At 40.9% G+C, this 20747-nt stretch carries 20 protein-coding genes; 7 read left to right on the top strand and 13 right to left on the bottom strand.

Translation table 11 applies throughout. The features are described from left to right. Positions 1-28: 28 nt before the first annotated feature. Complete coding sequence (locus ACFE93_RS05125; RefSeq protein WP_375472317.1) at positions 29-3346, bottom strand: efflux RND transporter permease subunit; 3318 nt, start codon at positions 3344-3346, stop codon at positions 29-31. A gap of 78 nt (positions 3347-3424) precedes the next feature. Then, positions 3425-4870, bottom strand: a complete 1446-nt coding sequence (locus tag ACFE93_RS05120) for an efflux RND transporter periplasmic adaptor subunit (protein ID WP_375472316.1) — start codon at positions 4868-4870, stop codon at positions 3425-3427. 999 nt (positions 4871-5869) lie between these two features. Here ACFE93_RS05120 and ACFE93_RS05115 point away from each other — a divergent pair. Next, positions 5870-6184 (top strand): RNA recognition motif domain-containing protein, encoded by a 315-nt coding sequence (locus ACFE93_RS05115; protein WP_375472315.1) that lies wholly within the window; start codon positions 5870-5872, stop codon positions 6182-6184. A gap of 420 nt (positions 6185-6604) precedes the next feature. On the opposite strand, the gene ACFE93_RS05110 is transcribed toward ACFE93_RS05115, so the two are convergent. Then, positions 6605-6877, bottom strand: a complete 273-nt coding sequence (locus ACFE93_RS05110) for a DUF4440 domain-containing protein (protein WP_375472314.1) — start codon at positions 6875-6877, stop codon at positions 6605-6607. A gap of 127 nt (positions 6878-7004) precedes the next feature. On the opposite strand from ACFE93_RS05110, the gene ACFE93_RS05105 reads away from it, so the two are divergent. Beyond that, positions 7005-7343, top strand: a complete 339-nt coding sequence (locus ACFE93_RS05105; protein WP_375472313.1) for a hypothetical protein — start codon at positions 7005-7007, stop codon at positions 7341-7343. Between the two features lie 566 nt (positions 7344-7909). After that, positions 7910-8521: a hypothetical protein gene (locus ACFE93_RS05100; protein WP_375472312.1), complete on the top strand. Its 612-nt coding sequence runs from the start codon at positions 7910-7912 to the stop codon at positions 8519-8521. 567 nt (positions 8522-9088) lie between these two features. Here the strand turns inward: ACFE93_RS05100 and ACFE93_RS05095 are convergent. From ACFE93_RS05095 to ACFE93_RS05065, 7 genes are all read right to left on the bottom strand, one after another. After that, complete coding sequence (locus ACFE93_RS05095) at positions 9089-9265, bottom strand: hypothetical protein (RefSeq protein ID WP_375472311.1); 177 nt, start codon at positions 9263-9265, stop codon at positions 9089-9091. Between the two features lie 478 nt (positions 9266-9743). Then, the gene (locus ACFE93_RS05090) at positions 9744-10502 is read right to left on the bottom strand and encodes a YebC/PmpR family DNA-binding transcriptional regulator (protein WP_375472310.1); all 759 of its coding nucleotides are present in this window, start codon (positions 10500-10502) and stop codon (positions 9744-9746) included. A gap of 156 nt (positions 10503-10658) precedes the next feature. Next, complete coding sequence (locus ACFE93_RS05085) at positions 10659-12227, bottom strand: metallophosphoesterase family protein (RefSeq protein ID WP_375472309.1); 1569 nt, start codon at positions 12225-12227, stop codon at positions 10659-10661. Between the two features lie 233 nt (positions 12228-12460). After that, positions 12461-12886 carry a type II toxin-antitoxin system VapC family toxin gene (locus ACFE93_RS05080; RefSeq protein ID WP_104906391.1) on the bottom strand — a complete coding sequence of 142 codons (426 nt, stop codon included), beginning with the start codon at positions 12884-12886 and terminating at the stop codon, positions 12461-12463. A gap of 7 nt (positions 12887-12893) precedes the next feature. Then, positions 12894-13109: a hypothetical protein gene (locus ACFE93_RS05075; protein WP_375472308.1), complete on the bottom strand. Its 216-nt coding sequence runs from the start codon at positions 13107-13109 to the stop codon at positions 12894-12896. Positions 13110-13235: 126 nt separating this feature from the next. Then, entirely contained in the window at positions 13236-14465 is a 1230-nt protein-coding gene (locus tag ACFE93_RS05070; RefSeq protein WP_375472307.1) for a damage-control phosphatase ARMT1 family protein, read from the bottom strand. A gap of 304 nt (positions 14466-14769) precedes the next feature. Next, complete coding sequence (locus tag ACFE93_RS05065; RefSeq protein WP_375472306.1) at positions 14770-15171, bottom strand: hypothetical protein; 402 nt, start codon at positions 15169-15171, stop codon at positions 14770-14772. A 1069-nt stretch (positions 15172-16240) separates the two neighbouring features. Between ACFE93_RS05065 and ACFE93_RS05060 the strand changes: the two genes are divergently transcribed. Next, positions 16241-16525: a DUF427 domain-containing protein gene (locus ACFE93_RS05060; RefSeq protein WP_375472305.1), complete on the top strand. Its 285-nt coding sequence runs from the start codon at positions 16241-16243 to the stop codon at positions 16523-16525. Positions 16526-16654: 129 nt separating this feature from the next. Here ACFE93_RS05060 and ACFE93_RS05055 read toward each other — a convergent pair whose 3' ends face one another. Further along, positions 16655-17617, bottom strand: a complete 963-nt coding sequence (locus ACFE93_RS05055; RefSeq protein ID WP_375472304.1) for a PEP-CTERM sorting domain-containing protein — start codon at positions 17615-17617, stop codon at positions 16655-16657. 137 nt (positions 17618-17754) lie between these two features. On the opposite strand from ACFE93_RS05055, the gene ACFE93_RS05050 reads away from it, so the two are divergent. Further along, positions 17755-18876 (top strand): carboxylate-amine ligase, encoded by a 1122-nt coding sequence (locus ACFE93_RS05050; protein WP_375472303.1) that lies wholly within the window; start codon positions 17755-17757, stop codon positions 18874-18876. A gap of 150 nt (positions 18877-19026) precedes the next feature. On the opposite strand, the gene ACFE93_RS05045 is transcribed toward ACFE93_RS05050, so the two are convergent. Continuing rightward, positions 19027-19254, bottom strand: coding sequence for a hypothetical protein (locus tag ACFE93_RS05045; RefSeq protein WP_375472302.1), 228 nt, complete (start codon positions 19252-19254; stop codon positions 19027-19029). A gap of 398 nt (positions 19255-19652) precedes the next feature. Here ACFE93_RS05045 and ACFE93_RS05040 point away from each other — a divergent pair, with 398 nt between their 5' ends. Together ACFE93_RS05040 and ACFE93_RS05035 are read left to right on the top strand one after the other, a co-directional pair. Beyond that, the gene (locus tag ACFE93_RS05040) at positions 19653-19883 is read left to right on the top strand and encodes a DUF433 domain-containing protein (protein WP_292870922.1); all 231 of its coding nucleotides are present in this window, start codon (positions 19653-19655) and stop codon (positions 19881-19883) included. Next, entirely contained in the window at positions 19880-20248 is a 369-nt protein-coding gene (locus tag ACFE93_RS05035; protein WP_375472301.1) for a DUF5615 family PIN-like protein, read from the top strand. Before ACFE93_RS05040 ends, ACFE93_RS05035 begins: the two co-directional genes overlap by 4 nt. A gap of 90 nt (positions 20249-20338) precedes the next feature. On the opposite strand, the gene ACFE93_RS05030 is transcribed toward ACFE93_RS05035, so the two are convergent. Continuing rightward, positions 20339-20747 (bottom strand): HEAT repeat domain-containing protein (locus ACFE93_RS05030; protein WP_375472300.1); only part of this gene is annotated, 409 nt, incomplete at its 5' end.

Here is a 20747-nt window from a genome sequence, read left to right as displayed (position 1 = left end):
ATTGCGCTATGTGCAACTTAAATGCTCATTAGCTGATAAGTTTTTTCGTAACTCCACGCAATCGGGTTAACACTGGCTTCGCCCAATTTCCACCAAGCAAATCGTGCAGCAGAATATAAAAACAGGGGATGATAAATAATGTCAGCATCGTTGCGATCGCCATCCCAAAGAAAACTACAATCCCTAAAGGCTGCAAAAACTCAGAACCTTCGCCAATGCCCAATGCCAAAGGAAACAGTCCCAAGATAGTGGTGACTGTGGTCATGATAATTGGGCGCAAACGTTGAGGTGCAGCTTTCACGATCGCAATTTGGCGAGTACAACCAACTTCTTCCCGAATTTGATTCGCTAGTTCCACCATGAGAATCCCTGCATTCACTACAATTCCCACCAGCAGGACAACACCAACAATTACAGTTGCGCCAATTGCAGTTTGGGTAATGTAAAGTCCAAAAATTCCTCCAGCTAACGCTAGTGGTACGGTGAACATAATTACCAATGGGTCAATCAGCGAATTGTATTGCACCGCCATGACTACAAAGATTAAGAACGTTGCTAACGCTCCCAAAGTTTTTAAAGCATCCTGAAGTTGCTGATTGGTTTCTTGGGCAGAACTAGGCACAATGGAAACACCATCAGGTAAGTCTACATCTTTAAGTACCTCGTTGACTTCTGCGATCGCTTCACCAAGACTAGCTCCCTCACTGAGATTTCCTGCGACAATAAAAGCTTGGCGCTGATTAATCCGTTGCACCTCACCAGGCGCTTGACCTTCTTGAATCTTCGCCACATCAAAAAGCCGGATTAGTTGATTGTTTTCTGTAAATAGCGGTAATTGCTGTAGCTGAGAAGGACGCCCAATCGCTTCTTTATTTAGCTGCACCCGTACATCAACTAAACGATTACCACGTTGAATTTGCGTGGGAACTGAACCTTCAATTGCTGTTTGAACTGTTGCACCAATTTGCCCGGCACTCAATCCTAAAGCTGAAACCCGTTCCCAGTCGGGGCGAATTTGGATTTCGGGTTGTCGGGGGTCAGCATCTGGTCGGAATGTCGCTAATTTTGCCCTTTCTTGTAATGCTTGCAGTACTTGAGCGCCTGCTTGCGTTAAGTTTTCTTCGTTCTCACCTTGCAAAACCACGTCAACTTCTGACCCTTGCACTGGAGAATTACTCAAGATTAAACCCCGCACCTGACCAGGATTGAGGCGTAGCAGAATTCCTGCTAAGTTGAGTTTGTTAAATTCTTGAGTTACTTTTTTGACGAAGGCTTCGACATCTGTGCCTGGTTTCAGATTGATGGTACTACTGGCACGTAAAGGATTTTCTGTAGTACTGCTGCCAAATAAATTACCACCCACAGTTGTGAAAGCAGACTCGGTTTCTGGTTGTTTGAGCAAAATGTCATCGACAATTTGCATAACTTTTTGAGAAGTTACTAAAGGTGTACCGGGAGGAAACTGCGCTCTCAAGGTAGCTTGTCCGGTACTGATACGGGGTAAAATTTCTTGGGGAATTTGACCAAACATAAAGAAGCTGCTGCCGCCTAAAATTAGCAAAGCAGCAGTTACTACGAGGAGCCGATAGCGTAAAACTTTGGTTAAGAAGTTACCGTATCCCCGCGTAGCGTCTTCAAATCGATGATTAAATTGTCTAAGCAGCCAAAATTCACTAATCCGACTAGACCAGGGGATTCCCAAGAGTCGAGAAGACAGCATCGGCACTACTGTAATCGCAACCACAAGAGATGCTGCGACTGCGAAGCTAATTGTTAGAATCAGTTCATTAAATAGCAGTGCAATAAAGCCGCCAATTAAGAGGAATGGCACTACAGAAACTAAGTTGGCACCTGTAGCAGCAACTAAAGCAGATTCTACTTCTTGGGAAGCAGTAGTCGCACTGTCTATAAAGAATTTGGAATTTCTCCCCTTCTTTTCTGCTCCTCTGCTCCCCTGCTCCCCTGCCTCCATCTCTCTTTGATTGGGAGTCATCCCTGCTTTTTCGGAAATATTCTCCAAGATCACAACCGATGTATCAATTGCTTGACCGACTCCTAATGTCAGACCTGCCAAACTAAAAACATTCAAGGTTAAACCAAATATTCTCATCAAAGCGATCGCCGCCAGAGTACACAACGGAATCGTCAAACTGATAATGAATGTTTGCCTGAACGATCCCAAAAATAACAACACAGCTGCTGCTGCTAACAATGCTCCAGAAATCCCCGAAAAGATGACATCATTTAAAGAATTGCGGATAAAGACAGATTCATCTGTGGTGGGACTCAAAGTCATGTCCGCTGGAATTAAACCCGATTGTCGTAATTGTTCAATTCGGCGCTTAACAGCATCTACAACTGTGATTGTATTGGCTTCAGGCTGCTTTTGGACTGAAAATTTCACCGCAGGCTGACGATTCAGATAAACAAATACTCGCTGTTCTTCTGTATCGTCAATTACCTCAGCAAAGTCTCGCAAATAAACGCGGCGGGAAGGTGCAGGGGTAGTGGTAGTAGTGGTAGTGGTATTACTGCTATTAATGGTATTAGCACTAGCAGGAGAAGAGGAGGAAACCTCCAAGGAAAGGTTTTCAATTTCCTTGGCATTTTGGAAACGTCCGACAGTCCGAGTCAATGGCTCGGAATTTTGCCCCAGAATCCGACCACCGGAAGTATCTTGGTTACGGGCTGTTAATTCATCTAAGACATCATTTAACCCGACACCCAAAGCTTGCAATCGGTTTAAGTCAACAAGCACTCGTACTTCTTCCTCTGCGCCACCAGATACATCAACGGAAGCGACTCCCGGCACGACACTGAGTTCACGCGTTAACTCTTCATCAGCAAATACGCGTAACTCTTTACCTGGCAATGAAGCAGAGGTCAGCGCCAATTCATAAACCGGCAATTGAGAAGGATCGACTTTGAATAAGCGCGGCTCCTCTATTGTATCTGGTAGTTGTCCTCGATTTCGGTTAAAAGCAGCAGTTGCATCGTTTAGAGCTTGGTCAATATCGCCCCCTGGTTGGAAGTATAAATCGAGGCTTACCTGTCCTTCACGGGTGCGAGAGAAAACTTGCACTACATTCTCGGTTGCTGATAAAGCTTCTTCTAAAGGTCTGGTGATTTCATCTACTGCTACTTCTGGTGAAATACCAGGGGCTTCTAGCCGAACGCCAATTCGGGGATAAGTAATTGACGGTAGCAGATCGACTTGAATTGTTGTGAGAAAAAATACCCCAATGACAATTACTGCCACGGTGAGCATGAGTGTGCCAATGTGTTGGCGGATAGCGATCGCACTAAGGCTAAATCCGCTATTGCCATTATTATTTGCCTGTTGCATGATCCTAAGTGATAAGTGCTAAATGCTGACTACTGAGTACTTTTTTCTTTGGTATGGTGATTATTGCTCACCCTACTATTACTTTTCTGAAAGAATTGAAAGACTTACAGTGTCACCTTCTTTTAACGGCTTACCACTACGAACAACATAGCGCTCTCCCGCTTGCAAACCGGATAAAATTTCTACTTTGCTATCAGCCCTTTTTCCTAAAGTAACTGCACGCGTCGCTACTTTCGTCTTGCCATCTGTGTCTTTCACCACAAATAGCGTCCCCGACGGGTTTTCTTGCTCTTTTCCTGCTGCCTTTGCTGCTCCTGCTTGTTTTTGAATAGCTGTTTGCGGCACTACTACCCGCTGTTGAGTCTGGTTTTCAAAGTTGACTCGCGCCAGTAGTCCACTGCCAATCTTACCTTGAGTATTAGGAATCAATACCTCTACAGGTATCAAGCGAGCTGTGGCATCGGCAGCTGGGGAAATCCGTGTAACTCTGCCAATTAATGCTTCTTTAGGGAAGGCATCTAAGCGCACTTGTACAGACTGTCCAACTTGAATTTGTGCTAGTTCTAATTCGGAAACTTGGACGACGACTTTGACACGGTTAAAGTCGCCAATTTTCAAGACTTCGTTACCTGCTTGCAGCAAGTTGCCTGGTTCTGTCACCCTTTGTGTGACTAAGCCAGTGATGGGAGATACCAGCCGAGTATAAGACCTGCGCTCTTTGGTTTGGGCAACCAATGCCTGTTGAGCAAGTACTCTACCTTGGGCGGCAGCAACGGCTTGCTGTTCTGTCCGAACTTGTTCTTGGGCTGCCCGGAGTGCCTGGGCGGCTGTTTGCGCCTGGGTACGTGCTTGCTGGGCAGTTTGTTCAGCGATCGCTCCAGCCCTAAACAACCTCTGCTGCCGCTCTGAGTCTGCTTGAGCTTGTACTACTTCTAGCCGCGCTCGTTCAACGTCTGCACGAGCATTGCTTACCTGATTTGTTGCCCTAGCTACTTCTGATTTGAGAGCTGCTAGCTCTGCTTCTGTTTGCTTTAATTCGGTCGAAAGTATGGCATCATCTAACCGCCCGACGTTTTGCCCAAGCTTTACTGCATCGCCGACATCAAGGTTCAAAGCCAACAACCGAGCTTCTACTTGCGATCGCAATGATACAATTCGGAAGGGTGTTGTATTACCTGTGTATTCTGGTTGTGTTTGTAGCGTATCAGTTCGAGCGATCGCTACATCTACAGCTGTCGCACCACCACCTTGTCCGCTACCAGGACTTTGAGATTGTGCGTCAGCCACTTCTTCCTTGGGTAGCGTTCCACAATTCGCTGTCAGCAGTCCTATGCCCAGCAGACAGGGAATCAATAATATGGATGCAAAAGAGGAAGACACCTTTGTGTCAAAACTATTTTTTACATCTGCAACAGCCACATCAGCCTTCATAACCGAATTTAACTGGGTATCAATTACCTGGTTAGCGGCTGCCAAAGGTGAGATTTTCGCCTGCTTGTGCGGCTTATTTCTGTCCAAAATCATTTATTTTTCTCGTATTTGGGGAGCTTTTTGGGTTAAGCCGTGCATTACCAAGTAATTTTGAGACATTATGAATAGTGAAAAGCGGCGAGAGTCAATTGGCTATCTTCTTGCAGAATTTTGTATCAAAAATTACTTTTTATTTAAAAAAATTCTCACCACTTTAACTCATTAAATTGAGTCGCCCGCTTTTTAGCTGGTGACGCAATTATTAACTCAGTATAAATATTTTTAAATTTATTGCAATCTGCCCTGAGTAGAAGACTTGTATTTACTGAAGATACGGGACTTTTACACCCCTACTTCTAATCTAGGCTTGATTAAGTAATTATACTTAAGCTGACATCACCAGCCAGATTTAATATAGCAAAATGCCTAGTAATTTTTACACTCGATCAAATATATTGATAAGTTGCTTTTTCTGACGCCGTAATATTTCGATCGAGCGATCGCATATAAAGCAAAGAAGGCGATCTATATTACATTCACCAAATATTAGGTCAGCAAAGTTACAAGTGACATCATTGCTAAAAATTGCATAAACTGCTGATGAAGCCCAGATTTCCGAATTTTTCCAGGAATCAGCGCGTGAGTAGCGATCGCAGTTTTGCCATATCTAAACCAGTCACGCCCCTTCTCTACGAGACGCTACGCGTAGCTTGCTTCCCCGCAGGGGTACGTGAAAGTCAAAAATCACGCATTCAAAAGTCAATATTTAGATAAAGAGAGTGGATTAGTCGATCTTGTGGGTGCGGTTCACTAAAGCCTCACCCGTTTTGAGACTAGCCAGCATCTAGCTATTATCCGCTTATATAACTTTTTATAACAGTTTTTCAAACCTTTTTCCTAGAAAGTGAGTTGTTATGTCATCATGGGAAGTGAAATGAGAATTAATTCGGTGACAGTGTTTGTTTTTAGTATTGACAGGCTTTTTCCTTTTGGTATTACAGACTTCTCTCCGAAATCTAAATCTCTACAAACTTATGATTTTGGAGACATTTAATGTCAATTTACGTAGGTAACCTCTCCTATGATGTTACGCAAGATGCGCTGAGTGCTGTATTTGCAGAATATGGTACTGTAAAGCGTGTTCAACTACCCACTGACCGTGAAACAGGTCGTTTACGCGGCTTTGCTTTTGTAGAAATGAATTCAGAAGATGAAGAAGCAAAAGCCATTGAAGCTCTTGATGGTGCTGAATGGCTTGGTCGCGACCTCAAAGTAAATAAAGCCAAGCCCAAAGAAGACAGAAGTGGTGGTTCCTTTGGGAACCGTGGTGGTGGCGGCGGCTACAATCGTAGCAATAACCGATACTAAGATTAATTGAATTTAGAAAAGGCTCAGGCAGGAATGCTTGAGTCTTTTTTATGCAAAACTTTGACTCTAAATAATCTCAGGCAGTCATTTATCATACCGCACTGATGATTCTCTAACCAGAGTGCCCTGATGAAAGATCATTTTCCATCGATTGTTATTTAATTTCCAGATGGAACTTCGCAACGAATGAACAGGTTGTTCGCCAGATATATGTCTGACTATACGATAGGTTACTAAAACAACCCCTGTTGCTAAAACTAACGTTTTGAATTCTGTTATCAATCTTTGAGTCAGGGGTTGGATCAGGGCAAACGCATCTAAATTACTCTTGATCACAACCAAGGTTAAGAACCAACGAAAAAATCAGCATTTATCGTTTGGTTTAGTTTCCCAAGCTCAAAGTGATCGCTTCAACCTGTGTCAATAAGCAACAATTAATGCGACTATTTGGGAGCTTATTGAAAATACAATCCTTTTGTTGACATGATGCGGCCGCCCTGGGGGTTGGATGGGTTCATTCTGCAAGCTCTCGATAATTTGCTGTTTATTAAAAACACGCCCTGAGCTTCCGAATTCAATGAACTCATCAGCAAGTAAATCCATAATATCTTTAGCTGACTTTCGGACATCGGGTTGAAGCAAACGCTCCTCTAATTCACGAAGAAGCGATTCTTCTAAATAGTCTGCTTTCATATATGTCAGGACTTACGCATTGACAAAGTAGACAGTAAGTATATTGATTAAATTAGGAAAAAATAGGCGATCGCTAACTACTAAAGGCGTTGAAAAACAGATAATACTGAGGTTGACTGCATTAAGGGTGAGAACTATCAAAGGGACTACCAAGCCATCAACTGCCAAGTGCGATCTCAACACTTACACCCTATTTTTACTGGCTGAATCAAAGTATCCAGGCTGCACGCGTTTAGCAGATATTATGGAAGATTTATCTCATGATAATGTCAAGATATTTTTGCTACGTAAGCGGTATGAACTCAAGAATTTATTTGATGAAGTTCAACTATATATCAATTTGGTAGGGTGCACAAAAAGTTACGATGACACGGTAATTGATAAACCTCATAGTGACCCGAATTTCATAAAACTAATTGGTTATGTTTATTCAGTAAGGCATCATCGTACAGTTCAAGGAATTTAGTTAATTACCTTGTATTACACGGATTTATTGGGGAAGTCTGTACCTGTAAATTATCGCATTTATAACAAACAAGAAGGTAAAACCAAAAATGATTATTTACTAGAGATGATTACTAAGCTAATGGAAAAGGGGTTTGCAGCCTCATGCTGTAACTACCGACGCTTGGTATTCTAGCCAAAAAAATCTAAAATTCTTTAAAAACTCTTTAATTGGAGTTTTTAACTGGGATAGCCAAAAATCGCTTATGTTCGGTTGATGGTAAAAATTTTACCCAAGTCCAAAATCTAGAAATTCCAGTAAACAGTTTAATAGTGTACCTCAAAAACTTTGGACAAGTGAAAGTATTTCAAAGAAGTTTCTTCAAGTAGCCCGTGACTTTATTTTGGAACAGCTAGCACAGAAATGTTGTTGAAATTCATATTGCAGTATTTCTCTCAATGCGTAAGTTCTAATAGTTTATTTACCATAATAATTAAGTTTTGTAACATGTATACTGCTAATAAACGCTAGTTAGAAGTAATGTTAGTTGATTACAAAATCAACGCAGTAATTTTTCACTACCAACTATGAAGACTATAAATAAGGTAATTGCTTGTACTACAGCTTTAACATTAGGTATTGCACCTAACTGCCTTGCTAGTACTTTCACTCCAGTTAATTGGACAATATCTGGGCCAGGAACAACTAATACCCAACAAGTCAATCTAGATGAATATAATTTAAGTTATAATCTACCTGGGACAGAAGGTTTTGATATAAATACTTGGACAATTTCGACAGTAGCAAAAGCTGATGGGAATTATAATTTTGACTGGAACTATACAGGTTTCCATTCTTACTTCGATGTAACAGCCTTCCTCAATACTTTTAATCCAAACACAACTTTATACAGTGCTGGGCCGACTAACTGCTGTAGTTCCCCATCTGCTGGATTTAATGAATCTGGTAGTTATAGTTTTAGCAATATTTCTGCTGGTCAGACATTTGGCTTTACAATGGGTGGTAGTCATTTTGATTTTGCACTTAGACTTGAAGGAAATTTAAATTTAAAACAAATTGCCAATCCAGTTTCTGTTCCCGAAAATAATCCTATCGTTCCTCTCATTACTCTGGGATTATTTGGAGCTTATAGCACTTTAAGAAAAAAAGAACTACAAACTAAATTAACTAGAATTTAAAGCCTTAAAACGTCAGCTAAAAGCCAAGTCAAACTAACTTCCACACCACCCAAAAACCGCCCAATACCCATCTAAGCAACCCATTCCCCCATACCCCTAACAACATCCCGTAGCGCGTCATATAGCACGGGGTTTGTTTTTGGTGATTGGGTGCGATCGCTTCATAGTCGCCAAAATTTTACTGCTTGATCCTTTTCTGGATTCGCTGTTGAAGAAGGGTTATAACTTTATAACTTAACTACTGTTCTGGCTCAATTGGCTAGCGTTCTGCTAAAGCTGACTCAATTGCTGATGGTGTAGCTTGCTCACTTTTGATACGAGTGCTCTGTAGTCGTTGCATAAGTCCTGATGGTATCTCCTAAATCTTAAGCAAAGATCCGAGTATTTGATTTAATGTCAAATCTTAACTTTAATTTTTATGCGATCGCATCCTTGAGCAAGTTAATAAAAAAACCCGCTGATTGGGGTAGGATTCCAGCGGGGTTAAATAATACAGTTTTTTCAGAGAAACCAACACTAAACTTAATTACAGAGCTACTAGAAACTTTTACGACTAATAGTAACTATTTATAAATGTTTATGAACTATTTTTTTAGCATGACGTCTGTGATGTTTTGTATGATGAACTTTAGCAGATTTTACGCTAGTATGATGGATAGTTTTAGCTTGAGCTTGAGATACAAAAGCGGTTACAGGTGCAGCAAAAATTAGAGCCAAAAGTAAAGCTTTAGCGAACTTATTCACTTGAAAATCCTCATCAGGTAATCAACAATTTAACTATCCAATAGACGTATGTCATAAGTTTGTAATTGATATGAATCTTTCATGTCTATTTTTACATCCGTCAAATATAGGACTTACATCAATACTGTTTGGGTAAGCTAAGAGACGCGATAAATCGTCGTCTCTACAATGATTTATCACATCTTTAGCGATCTATAATTTTCATCAAAAAACCTTAACCGAATCGTATTGGATCTGACGTGAACCTATCCCACTATTCTAAAAATCCCTATTTTTGTCGTACAATGTGCTTCAAAACCTTAATTTTTAATTTTTATTTCTCAATAAGTTTAAGTTTTGTAGCACAAACATTATTAGTAGTATAAGTTTGTGGAATACTTAGCTAAAAAATACTTGCTGGCATTTCAATTTTAAATGTAACAATTTGGATATCATCCAAATAACTGTAATTTGGCTATGATACCTGGGTTAATTTTGATTAGGAAATGCTGAGAGCCATCAATTCTTCTGCTACGTCAAAGTTAGCTGTGACATTTTGTACGTCATCCAAGCTTTCTAGAGTATCAATTAACTTGAAAAGCGATCGCGCCCGATCGGGATCGGTAACTTCTACACTATTACTAGGAATCCAGCGCAATTCAGCATCAGTTACCTTAAAACCTTGATTTTTGAGTATCTGACTAAGGGTTTCTAAATTTGCAATATCAGTAAATACCTCAGCTATCTCATCTTCAGTCATCTCATAAGACTGGGCATCGCCTTCAAGGGATGCTTCTAAAAGCTGTTCTTCGTTAAGTACGCCCTGCACTACACAAACGCCTTTTTGTTCAAACATCCAGCTAACACAACCTGTTTCACCAAGATTGCCACCATTTTTACTAAAAGCTACACGCAAGTCAGCAGCAGTGCGATTGCGATTGTCTGTGAGGGCTTCGATTAAAATAGCTACACCACAAGGGCCATAACCTTCGTAGCGAATCGCTTCAAAAATAGCATTATCGCCGCCAAAAGTGCCTGCACCTTTAGCGATCGCTCGTTCAATATTATCATTGGGAATACTCGCAGCCTTTGCCTTGTCAACTGCCGTGCGAAGTTGAAAATTCAGCGCCGGATCTGGTACGCCGCTTCTAGCCGCCACGATAATCGCCCTAGATAACTGAGTAAAGGTTTTTCCCTTTTTTGCATCTACTACCGCTTTTTGGCGCTTAATATTTGCCCATTTACTATGTCCTGCCATAATTTGAGATTATCATAACTCTATTCAAGATTAGGATATACCTAGCTTTTGTCTTAATGCAAAGGTGCATTTGGTAAAAGTTCGCTAAGATGCAGCACTGAGATTTGATTTTCAAGTGAGATGAGGAATAATGTCTTCAATTACTTTGCATCCCGTTTAGATAACAAAAGGTTCAAGTTCCGTGTTGCGCCACTTTTGTTCAACTCGTTCACTAATCAGCGGTCTGATGATAAACTTGGGCGGGCTACCATCCAGAACATCAATCCGCACACATGAATAAGGCAGTCGGTTCTGGAAATTGTAATTATGACGGCCCACAAATAGCGTTGAATCCGCAACTTTCCGAGTGGGTTTACCTGCAATCTCAGCAAAAGTTTCCATCAATTCAGTCCCTTCTCGCCGTTGATAGCGGGGACGATGACCGCTCCCACCAGAGATAATACAGTTAATGTGAGAGTCAGCAAATCCGGTATCAGTTGTGCAAAGATGCTCTAAACAGTGAGCGTGACCATTTAAAATCAAATCGACTATGGGACGTTCTTTAATTAGAGAACCAAGAGTTTCTGCCACTTGTTCAAACACCCAGCGCAAGCGGTGGCGAACCGCCAAGGTTTGTGCCTGATTCCACTTGGTAGCTTCTGTGACGTATGGGGGATGGTGGAAAAAGATTACACGTCCGCGGACTTCGGAGGTATTCCAAGATTCGATTAGTCTGCTTCGCAACCATTCAAGTTGTTCAAAGTCGATCGCAGGCATTTGATGAGATGCTAGTTGTTTTTCAATGTCGATTTTGATTTCGTTGATTTGGTCTAATTTAGCACTAAGGTCATCGAGTTGTTCAGCTTCGATGGGTTTATCTGGGTTGAGGCGATCGTATATTTTCAAAATCTCCAATTCTTCTCGGTCTATTTCCTGGCGACGCTTTTGCAATTGGCGGCGGTAAATTTCCCCCTCTTGAGTTGCAGGTAAAGGTGAGGGTGTATTAAAGGTATTAGAATCCAGTGCAAAAAAGTCAATCCCGCCGTAACGAAAGGTGTAATAGCGATTGGGTAAACGGGTAAACTGTCCGGGTTCATAACGCAAACAGCGCCCTTTGTCGGTCTTTGCAGTGTAGTGCCGATCTAAATGACGTTCTAATTCTTGTGGAGACATCGCTTGAGTGTAGTCCATAAATGCCCGTGCATAAGCATTACCTTGGTACGATCCATGCCAGCCAATTTCGATATCTTTGTAGCGGAACAGGCGACGCAGTGACGATGTTGTGCCAGTAAATAAACGGTACATCAACGGCACATCGTAGTAATCATGATTACCGAGTACTGGCAATAACGGCATATTAAACACCATACGGTCATAAGGAATGCTTTTCGGATTGTCGCCATTAACAAGAAATTCCCGGTAAGGCTCAATAAAGTTTGTTGAATAATATTCTTGGGAACCTACCACATAGATGACATCGCCAGTATGCAACACAAAGCTGCAATCATCGCGGTGAGTCAGCATCAGTTCGGCAACTTTTCGTTGGGGGTGGTGTCGAGAATGGGATTTAGTACCGGAATCACCGATCACCATAAAGGAAAATTCTGGATTATCTTCTCTGCGATCGTCAATAACTATACTGGTTTGGTCAATTCCCCGTTGCACAAAACTTGGATGCATCCACCGCACCCGTTCCTTCATCTTTTGAATTTTCACAGGAATCGGCGGATCGGAAATCAATTTCATGGCTGATAACTCTTGAATGCCTGACGCACACGCCGATTGTAACGAAATATTTAATTGTCATTTGTCATTTGTTATTTGTGAATAACCAATGTCCTTAATGAGTGCTGTTAGCGGATAGCTATGGTTTAGCGCGTGCTGAGTGGGAATCTCACTTTTTTTACTCGCAACTCGGAACTGTTTTGCCCCATGCCCCCATGCCTAATGCCCAATGCCCAATGCCCCAATCCCAATCTTTAAGGTAAATTTTCTCGCAGTAATGCTCGAAAGCCTGCTTGTTGAAAATGCTCATCAGCAGTCAGTGCTTCAGTGATGCCGCTATATTGCATAACAATAAAAGATACGCAATCGACAAATCCCCATTCTTTCTCTGTTCGTTCGCGATATAGCTGGAAAGCACGTTCGTAGAGTTCCTGGGAAAGGGGGACAATTTCTACTTTGGAGTCTGCTACTAGAGAATTTAATAAAATGATTGCCGCTTGACGATAAGGTTGTTGGGATAAGGCATTGCCAATTTCCAACATTACCGCCTGTGTTGTCACCAAACGAGTTTCTGCTGCTTGTAACATTTTAGCCAGATGTAAGGCTCGGTCATGCAAGCGATCGCTCGGTGCAGATAAGGCAATGGCAAATGATGTATCAAGAAAGACTTCAGAATGCATGAAAAGTTTACTTGTTGTACAAATATTTATCTATATTGGTAGACCAGTCAGGTGGCCCTTCGAGATTGAGCGATCGCGCCGTTTGTAGAAATGATACCGTTTCATGTTCGCTCGGCGGTAAAATTTCAATACTGATTCGCACGCGGGTATTAATTGGCAGTGCGATCGGTTCAGCCGGATACAACACTTTGCCATTAAACACAGCTGTGATTTTTTCTACCATTTTCTTTAAAAAGTTATTCTAGTCTATCCTAAGCTGGTTGTGGTGATACGGGTAGGGTAAACGACGCTATAAGTAGTGAAGATACGTATACTTGTCTTACAAATTATCTCGATTTGGCAAAATTGTCTAAACTACCAACTGAATTACACCCCACTGTCCATTTGTCAACCAAGAAGAGTCAGATTTTGCTACTTTCTCGATAACTTCTGGTTTTAAACCGACTGCTACTTCTGACTTTAAGGTGCGTAGAGCTACCATTGGCACGGGTAAGTAGCAAACTATATCTGCAATGTTGGTAGTAAAATTCCAATGGCGATCGCCTAATAATCGACGATAATTGGCATCTCCTTTGACTATAACTAAACTTGCATTGGCTAACTCATTTTTGAGGTAGTTGGGTATTTCCCAAAAAGCTAAAGGCGATGTCCAAAAGTAATCTTCAGATAGTACTAAACGCCCTGATGCAATATTGTCTTGCAATCTTTTAGCAAAGGATGTAACTTGTTGATTTCCACTAGCGGCTAAAAAACTTGTTGTGTAATGTACATCCTTAATCGTGGCATCAGAGACAAAAGTCGGATGTGGCTTTAAGTGTAGGTAAACCCGATCGGTCAGTCCGCTACTTAACAAAAAATCTACTAAAAATAAATCACAAACAAGTTCAAAACCAGCATTGTCTACAACAAAATCAATCCGTCCTCCTTGAGAGTTGATTAACAATTCCGTGACTTGGGAGGCATCATTTACTAGGATGTGAGCTAGTTGGATTTGAATATCAAAACGACTGCGATCGCTTTCGGACGCTGACCATAAACTCAAATCAACTCGATTTCCCCACAAAGCAAAATATAACAGTGCTATTAAAGCTGTTTGATTTGATTCTCCCTTGAGTTGGGAATTATCTAACCAATTGTTAGCCCGATCGCACAGTAGAATAATCGAATCTAGAGATGCTTCTAAACTTTGAGACTTTTGTAACTCAAATGGATCGACACCTTGCCAGACACCAGGGCGAAAATAATTAGTAATTTCTAGAATTAACCGAAAAAAATAAGTTTCAGCAAAAAACCAAGGAACATCTACCCAACGCTGACCTTTGTAGAATTCTAAATATGTATTCCAGGCTGAAAAATCGATAGCAGTCTTATTTAAAAGAGGTTGCACATATCCTGCTGGTAATTCTGTAGCCAGGTTTTCCAAGCTGGTATTAATTTCAAATGAGAAATTATTTTCAGCGATAACTTTGCGAGCGATCGCAGGCATTCGTTGAGTAACTGTAAACTCAATAAAAGAACCGACTTCTGACCCCAAAAGAGACGGTGGTATGGGTAATTTGGGGATGTGGGGTATATTCACTACAAACTTTGATTTTCCTGATCTTTTTAGTTATTCTAACCCTGTATGCAACTTGATTTCAAACCTAATTAACTCAAAAGCGGCATAAATCCACCAATCCTGCAAACAAAGCATTTAAGAAAGTCAGAAAAAAAAGACTGATTATTGTAGAGACGACGATTCATCGCGTCTCTTGTTTTAACCAAACAGTATTGGGAGTGGTGCTTTTCGTTGTTGTGGAAGCCATGAAAGATTGGGAATTGGATGTAGAAGATACTAAAGTTATAGGGAGATACAGAGATTGATTCCAGCACTCCTAAATTGTCTATTGTGAATCATTAGTATCGCCAAAGGATCTCATCTGTAACTCGACTGCGTTAACGTAACTTCGATCGTTCAAAACTTGCGCTGGTAACTTATTAGCCCTGATAGCAGCCTGAACCACATCTTTCGCAGTCAAGTATCCGGTTTGGTATTTGAATAACAAAGTGCCCCCACTAGGAATACCCTGGTCTTTTAAATAACCTTGATAAGCTAGAAAAGCAATATTGAAGGGTTGCAGATATTTAGTATCTGTGGAATTTTTTCGTAAAGTATTAGAGTTGATATTTGGATTTATTTGTCCACCACCATTGTTCGTATTAACTGTTTGAGCGCCAGCAATTTTAGGGATGAAAGCTATAGAAAGAATGATAAGTGCAGAATTGAGCAAGGTTGTGAATTTCATGATTTTATCCTTAGTAGACATTAATTAGTGTTTTAAATTCATCAAGTCTTATTTCTTAGAATTTTCAATATTTTGTAATTAATCATCATATTTGTCGATTTATAACTCACACTTTTGAATGAAATAATTTCCTCAAATCTCGCTCAAACAAGATTTGAAGAGAATTAATACAGGTTGATAATGGAGTATTGTAAAAATAAACAAATTTATGATGAACTGTGACAAAGCTGTAATTGATAAAACGATCTAAGCTAAACCTTAAAAGCACAGAACTAACTTAAATCATTCAAAATTACCAAAACCCATCATGTAATAGGCGATAAAAGCAGTATCAAAGGATTTGAGGTGATTGACATTCGTGGAATAGCTTGGGAAAGTGTCAGAGTTGACGGCTGTGTTTATTGATGGGCTATTGTGGTTCCTGGATAGATGAAAGCAAGTGATTTTAGGCATAGAAGTAATCCAAGTAATAATATGTGCAGAATTGACCAAGTTTTTGAATTTCATAGAGTTATATTAACTGAAGAATGTGCAATCAGTATCCTCTAGTAATAGAGTTCACTGTTTTCTAATCTCAATCTTTTATTGGAACTTTACCTGATAGGTTGATTTGTTATTTACCCGAACTGGTGAGTTAAATTCACCCCAATTGGAAAAATGGGGAATTAGGAGAAAGTTTAGTAATAACTTCAAAGAGATATGCTAACTAGAATTTTTAGCTAACAAGTATTTTTAGAAGATGCATTAGCGTAGTTCGCCGTAGGCATCGCCTATTCACATATCTAGAGATTTTTTGCTTAAGGCTATCAATCGAAATCCAACTTTGTTTTGGCTAATTAACTTTCCATACCAATATGCTAGAAAATCTTGATGATGGAAGCAAATGCTTTTAATTTTCCAATTGATAAAAAAAAGTGATTGCAATTAATATCTAGAGGTAAATCCTCCAATTCATTACCTCTTCGTAACTTCTGAACTATTTTGGCAGTGTCACGGGTTCCATAAATTCACTACAAATAAGCTAATAGTGTCAAAATGTTATATGTATAGTTTATTTACAAAGTCATTTATGCCGAAAGCAATTTGGAATGGAACTGTTTTAGCCGAGAGTGATAATACTGTAGTTGTCGAGGGCAACCATTATTTCCCTGTTGACAGCATTAACAAACAGTACTTTACTGAAAGCAACACTCACACTACTTGTCCTTGGAAAGGTGTTGCCAGTTACTACAGTATCGACGTTGATGGGCAAGTCAATAAAGATGCTGCTTGGTATTATCCCAGCGCTAAGGAGAAGGCTAAGAATATTGAAGGCCATCTCGCCTTCTGGAAAGGTGTAAAAGTTGAGGCTTAATCAAGGTTCCTGGAAGTATTTTAGTTTCAGGTAATTGATATTACATTCGACTAATTGCCCATAAAATACTTAGCCCACGTGCGCGGGCTAAGTATTTAAATTTATTTGCGAATTTATTTTAACACGTAATTATACCTTCGCCTTGCGAAATGCTGCTTGCTTTCTCTTCGCCAGCCAAGCCAGACTACCAGCAAGTATAGTACCAGCGATCGCACTTGGTTCGGGTACTGGTTTCGATATAATAGCACCAGGTTTCAATATCAAAGTACCAGAACTGATAGTTATGTTGCCTGCTGCTCCTGAATTAATATTACCAGCAGCGATCGCACTTGGTTCGGGTACTCTTGTCAGAATCAGGTTAGGGGTTGTAATAGTTATGTTGCCTCCTAATCCTGAATTATTGCTACCAGCGTTAATTTCCACGTTATTATTTAAACCAGGATTAGCAGTAGAGATATTTAAAGTGCCGCTGTTTATGATGCCGTTGGGAGTCCCGATGCTACTATCATCTTGGACAATCAGTTGACTACTATTAATCTCAATATTGTTGCTGCTAACTAAGTGACTATTCTCAGTGAGCGTTACCACATCACTAGCATTAATCTCAATATTATTGCTGCTGATAGTGCTATTGATAAGTCTTAAATTACTATCTATCTTAAAATTATCGCCGCTAACAGTGCTATTAGTAAAGGTTAGGTTACTAGAATTGTAAGCATTGAAATTACCAGCGATCGCTAGCCCAGAAAGTGTAACATTCGCGGCGCTAATGTCAAACACGGGGAATTGATTATTGCTACTGATGGTAAGTAAGTTAGCGCCTAGGCCATTAATAGTGAGATTTTTTGCGATTGCAAGTGCCCCACTTGTCAGGTTAATTGTACTGGGATTACTACCCAATAGGAACTCTACTACGTCATTGCTAGTTGCAGTGTTGATAACGTCTCGCAATGAGCCAAAGCCACTGTCATCAAGATTGTTAACCGTCAAAGTAGCAGCTTGGGCTGATTCCACTTGCATTATCACCCAACCCAGAGCAACGGCTGTGGAAATAGCTTGAGCAACAGCCTTTTTTCTATTGTTTTTTGTCACTTAAAACTCCTCAGATTTAGAGCAAGCAAGTATATTGAATGATGTTCAAGTTTATAACGTCTAACAAAATAAAATATAAGTATAATCTAGGGGTGCTGGTGTTGATTGATTAAACAAACGCTTGACCATCCAAATTTATGCCATCCCAGACTGAAGAATTTACTATTGGTGTCGAAGAAGAATATCAAATTATCGATCCCACGACGCGAGAACTAAGTTCGCGTGTAGAGCATATTCTTCCAAAAGCCCAGAAAGCAATTGGTTCAGAGGTGCAGCCAGAAGCCCAGCAATCGCAGATAGAAATTGGTACGCCCATCTGTAGAACACTTGCAGATGTACGCTCTGAGCTTGTTCGTTTGCGCTACGAAGTGATTGCGGCGGCGGCTAAGGACGGTAAGCAAATTGCTGCTGCTGGGACGCACCCGTTCTCACATTGGGATGAACAGCAGATCACGCCCAAAGAACGTTATCAAGATTTGATGCGAGATTATCAACAACTCACCCGTGAACTAGTCATCTTTGGCTGTCATGTGCATGTGGGAATTAGCGATCGCTCTACTGCCATCCAGGTGATGAATCGGACTCGTGTATGGCTTTCCCCACTCTTGGCATTGGCAGCATCTTCACCTTTTTGGTTAGGTACGGATACAGGTTATGCAAGCTATCGTACCGAAATTTGGAGCCGATGGCCTATATCTGGAGTACCACTGATTTTCGAGTCCTTGACCGATTACGAAGCGCTTGTACAAGTTTTAGTAGAGACAAAAAGTGTTGCGGAGGCGACGAAAATTTATTGGGATGTGCGTTTGTCTGAGCGCTTTCCAACAATTGAGTTTCGAGTCACGGATGTCTGTCAGACAGTAGACGAAGCAGTAATGGTAGCAGGACTTGTACGTGCTTTGGTGCGAACTTGCTACGAAGAAGTCATAACTGATAAACCGTTTCACCCAGTGCGTCACGAACTTATACGTGCTGCTCACTGGCGTGCCGCACGTTATGGATTAGATGAGGATTTAATTGACATTAGCGCTATAAAAGCTGTTCCGGCACGGGAGATGGTTGAGAGCTTTCTCAGTTTTGTGCGTCCATCGCTTGAGGAGTACGGAGAATGGGATGAAGTCTCGTCTCTTGTACATAGAACGATGGAGTTCGGGAATGGTGCAAGACGACAACGCGAAATTTACAAACAAACGGGGCGTTTTTCAGATGTCGTCGATTTAATCGTCCAAGATACAGCAAAAGGGATAGCTTCAGTATAAATGCTTTTGTTCTCGTGAATCTGAGTTGTGCTGTTAATAGTATAGGACTTGTATTGATAAGTTTTGCTTAAGTTGTGGTAACGAGCGCATAAGCGTTTGCCACAAATGGATCAGCTCTGGTAATGAAACAACTTCATTGATAAGTTTTATTTAAGCGTTGTTAACGATCGCATAAGCGTTTGCCACAAATGGATAAGCATTCGTAACCAAACAGGTTGTGTTGGTAACGAACGCATAAGTTTTCGTTACTAACGGATAAGCATTCGTAACCAAACAAGTTGTGTTGGTAACAAACGGACAAGCTGTGGTAACGACAACAACTTTATTCCTAACATCCGCTTCTGTGTTGGTAACAAATGGACAAGCTGTTGTTACCACGGGAACTTCATTTATAACGTTGCTGCTGCAAAATTGCTCAAATTCTTCTGAAGAGGATTTTCTTTAAGCTTTGCATGGCACGAGTAACAACATGATGCTGAAATGTATGTAGGGTAAAGCGATCGCGACACCCAACACCAAGATCCATGTTGGGTTGGACTGCGCTTCACGCAACCTACATCTAATTTAAAACAACCTCTAATGCTTAATGTGAAAGATCAGATAATAGAAAAAATGGACGCAGTTATAGCCGTAGTCATATAGGTTGGCACATAATGACAATCGTGAATGTCAGGAAGAGTAATGTTTTTACCTCCTGCCTTCTGCCTCCTGCCCCCTGCCTCCTGCCTCCTGCATAATTCTTCAATCTAATAACCCCACATAGCGAGGTAACAACCATGCAAAATCTCACCAGAATTACCCGCAATCCAGAAGTGATGGGTGGTAAACCCTGCATTCGAGGAATGCGTATTACTGTTGGTACTATCGTTGGGTTAATGGCATCTGGACACAGCAATAGCGATATTCTTAAAGCATATCCTTACCTCGAAGAAGCTGATATTTATGAGGCACTTGCCTATGCTGCATGGCGAGTTGAAGAAATTGAAGTTCCTCTAAAAAGTGCATGAAAATTTTGATTGATATGAACCTTTCCCCTGATTGGGTTGCGGTTTTTCAGAGGTACAATATTTCGTCTGTCCACTGGTCTACTATTGGCAACCCCCGTGAGAAAGATGCAATCATTATGGAGTGGGCAAGAACTAACAGTTATATCGTCTTTACTCACGATTTAGACTTTGGTACTTTGTTAGCTGCAACAGGTGCTGATACCCCCAGTGTAATTCAAGTTCGCGCTCAGGATATTTTGCCAAACAGTATCGAAAATCTAGTCGTTTCAGCCCTGAATCAGTTTGAGTCCTTACTGGAGTCAGGTGCATTGGTTACTATTGACCAAGCTCAATCTAGGGTGCGTATTTTACCAATTCGTAAATAGCTGACAGCTTTGATTTAAGCGTTTACCACAAATATGACGAAGTTCGTTACCACCACAACTAGATTTGTAACGTCACTGGTGCAAAAGTAGTTAAATTATTCTTGTGAAGAGGATTTTCTTTAAGCTTCGCATTGTACGAGTAACAACATTATGCTGATGCCAAGTTTGATAGAAATCGGGGTAAGGCATATTCTGGACGCATTTCCATATAATACTGTAGTAATTATAATCTAATTGCAAATAACCACTTAAAGCTTTGATCACCTCAGAACAATGCTCATTATCCTGTAAAATTCTCTCTAAGCTTAATGCTGCCAGGCTACGGGTGTCATCATCCATAGTAGTTGATTGCAGCAGTTGCACCAAGGCGGTGATTGCTGTTTGATTGCCTGTGCCGATTCTGCCTAAGCTTAATACTGCCAGGCTACGGGTGTCGTCATCCACAGTAGTTGATTGCAGCAGTTGCACCAAGGCTGCGATCGCTGTTTGATTGCCTGTG

It is taken from the genome of uncultured Nostoc sp. (assembly GCF_964247315.1).
Taxonomy (GTDB): Bacteria; Cyanobacteriota; Cyanobacteriia; order Cyanobacteriales; family Nostocaceae; genus Nostoc.
The sequence above is the reverse complement of the archived record's forward strand: the minus strand, read 5'-3'. Positions and strand labels throughout refer to the sequence as shown.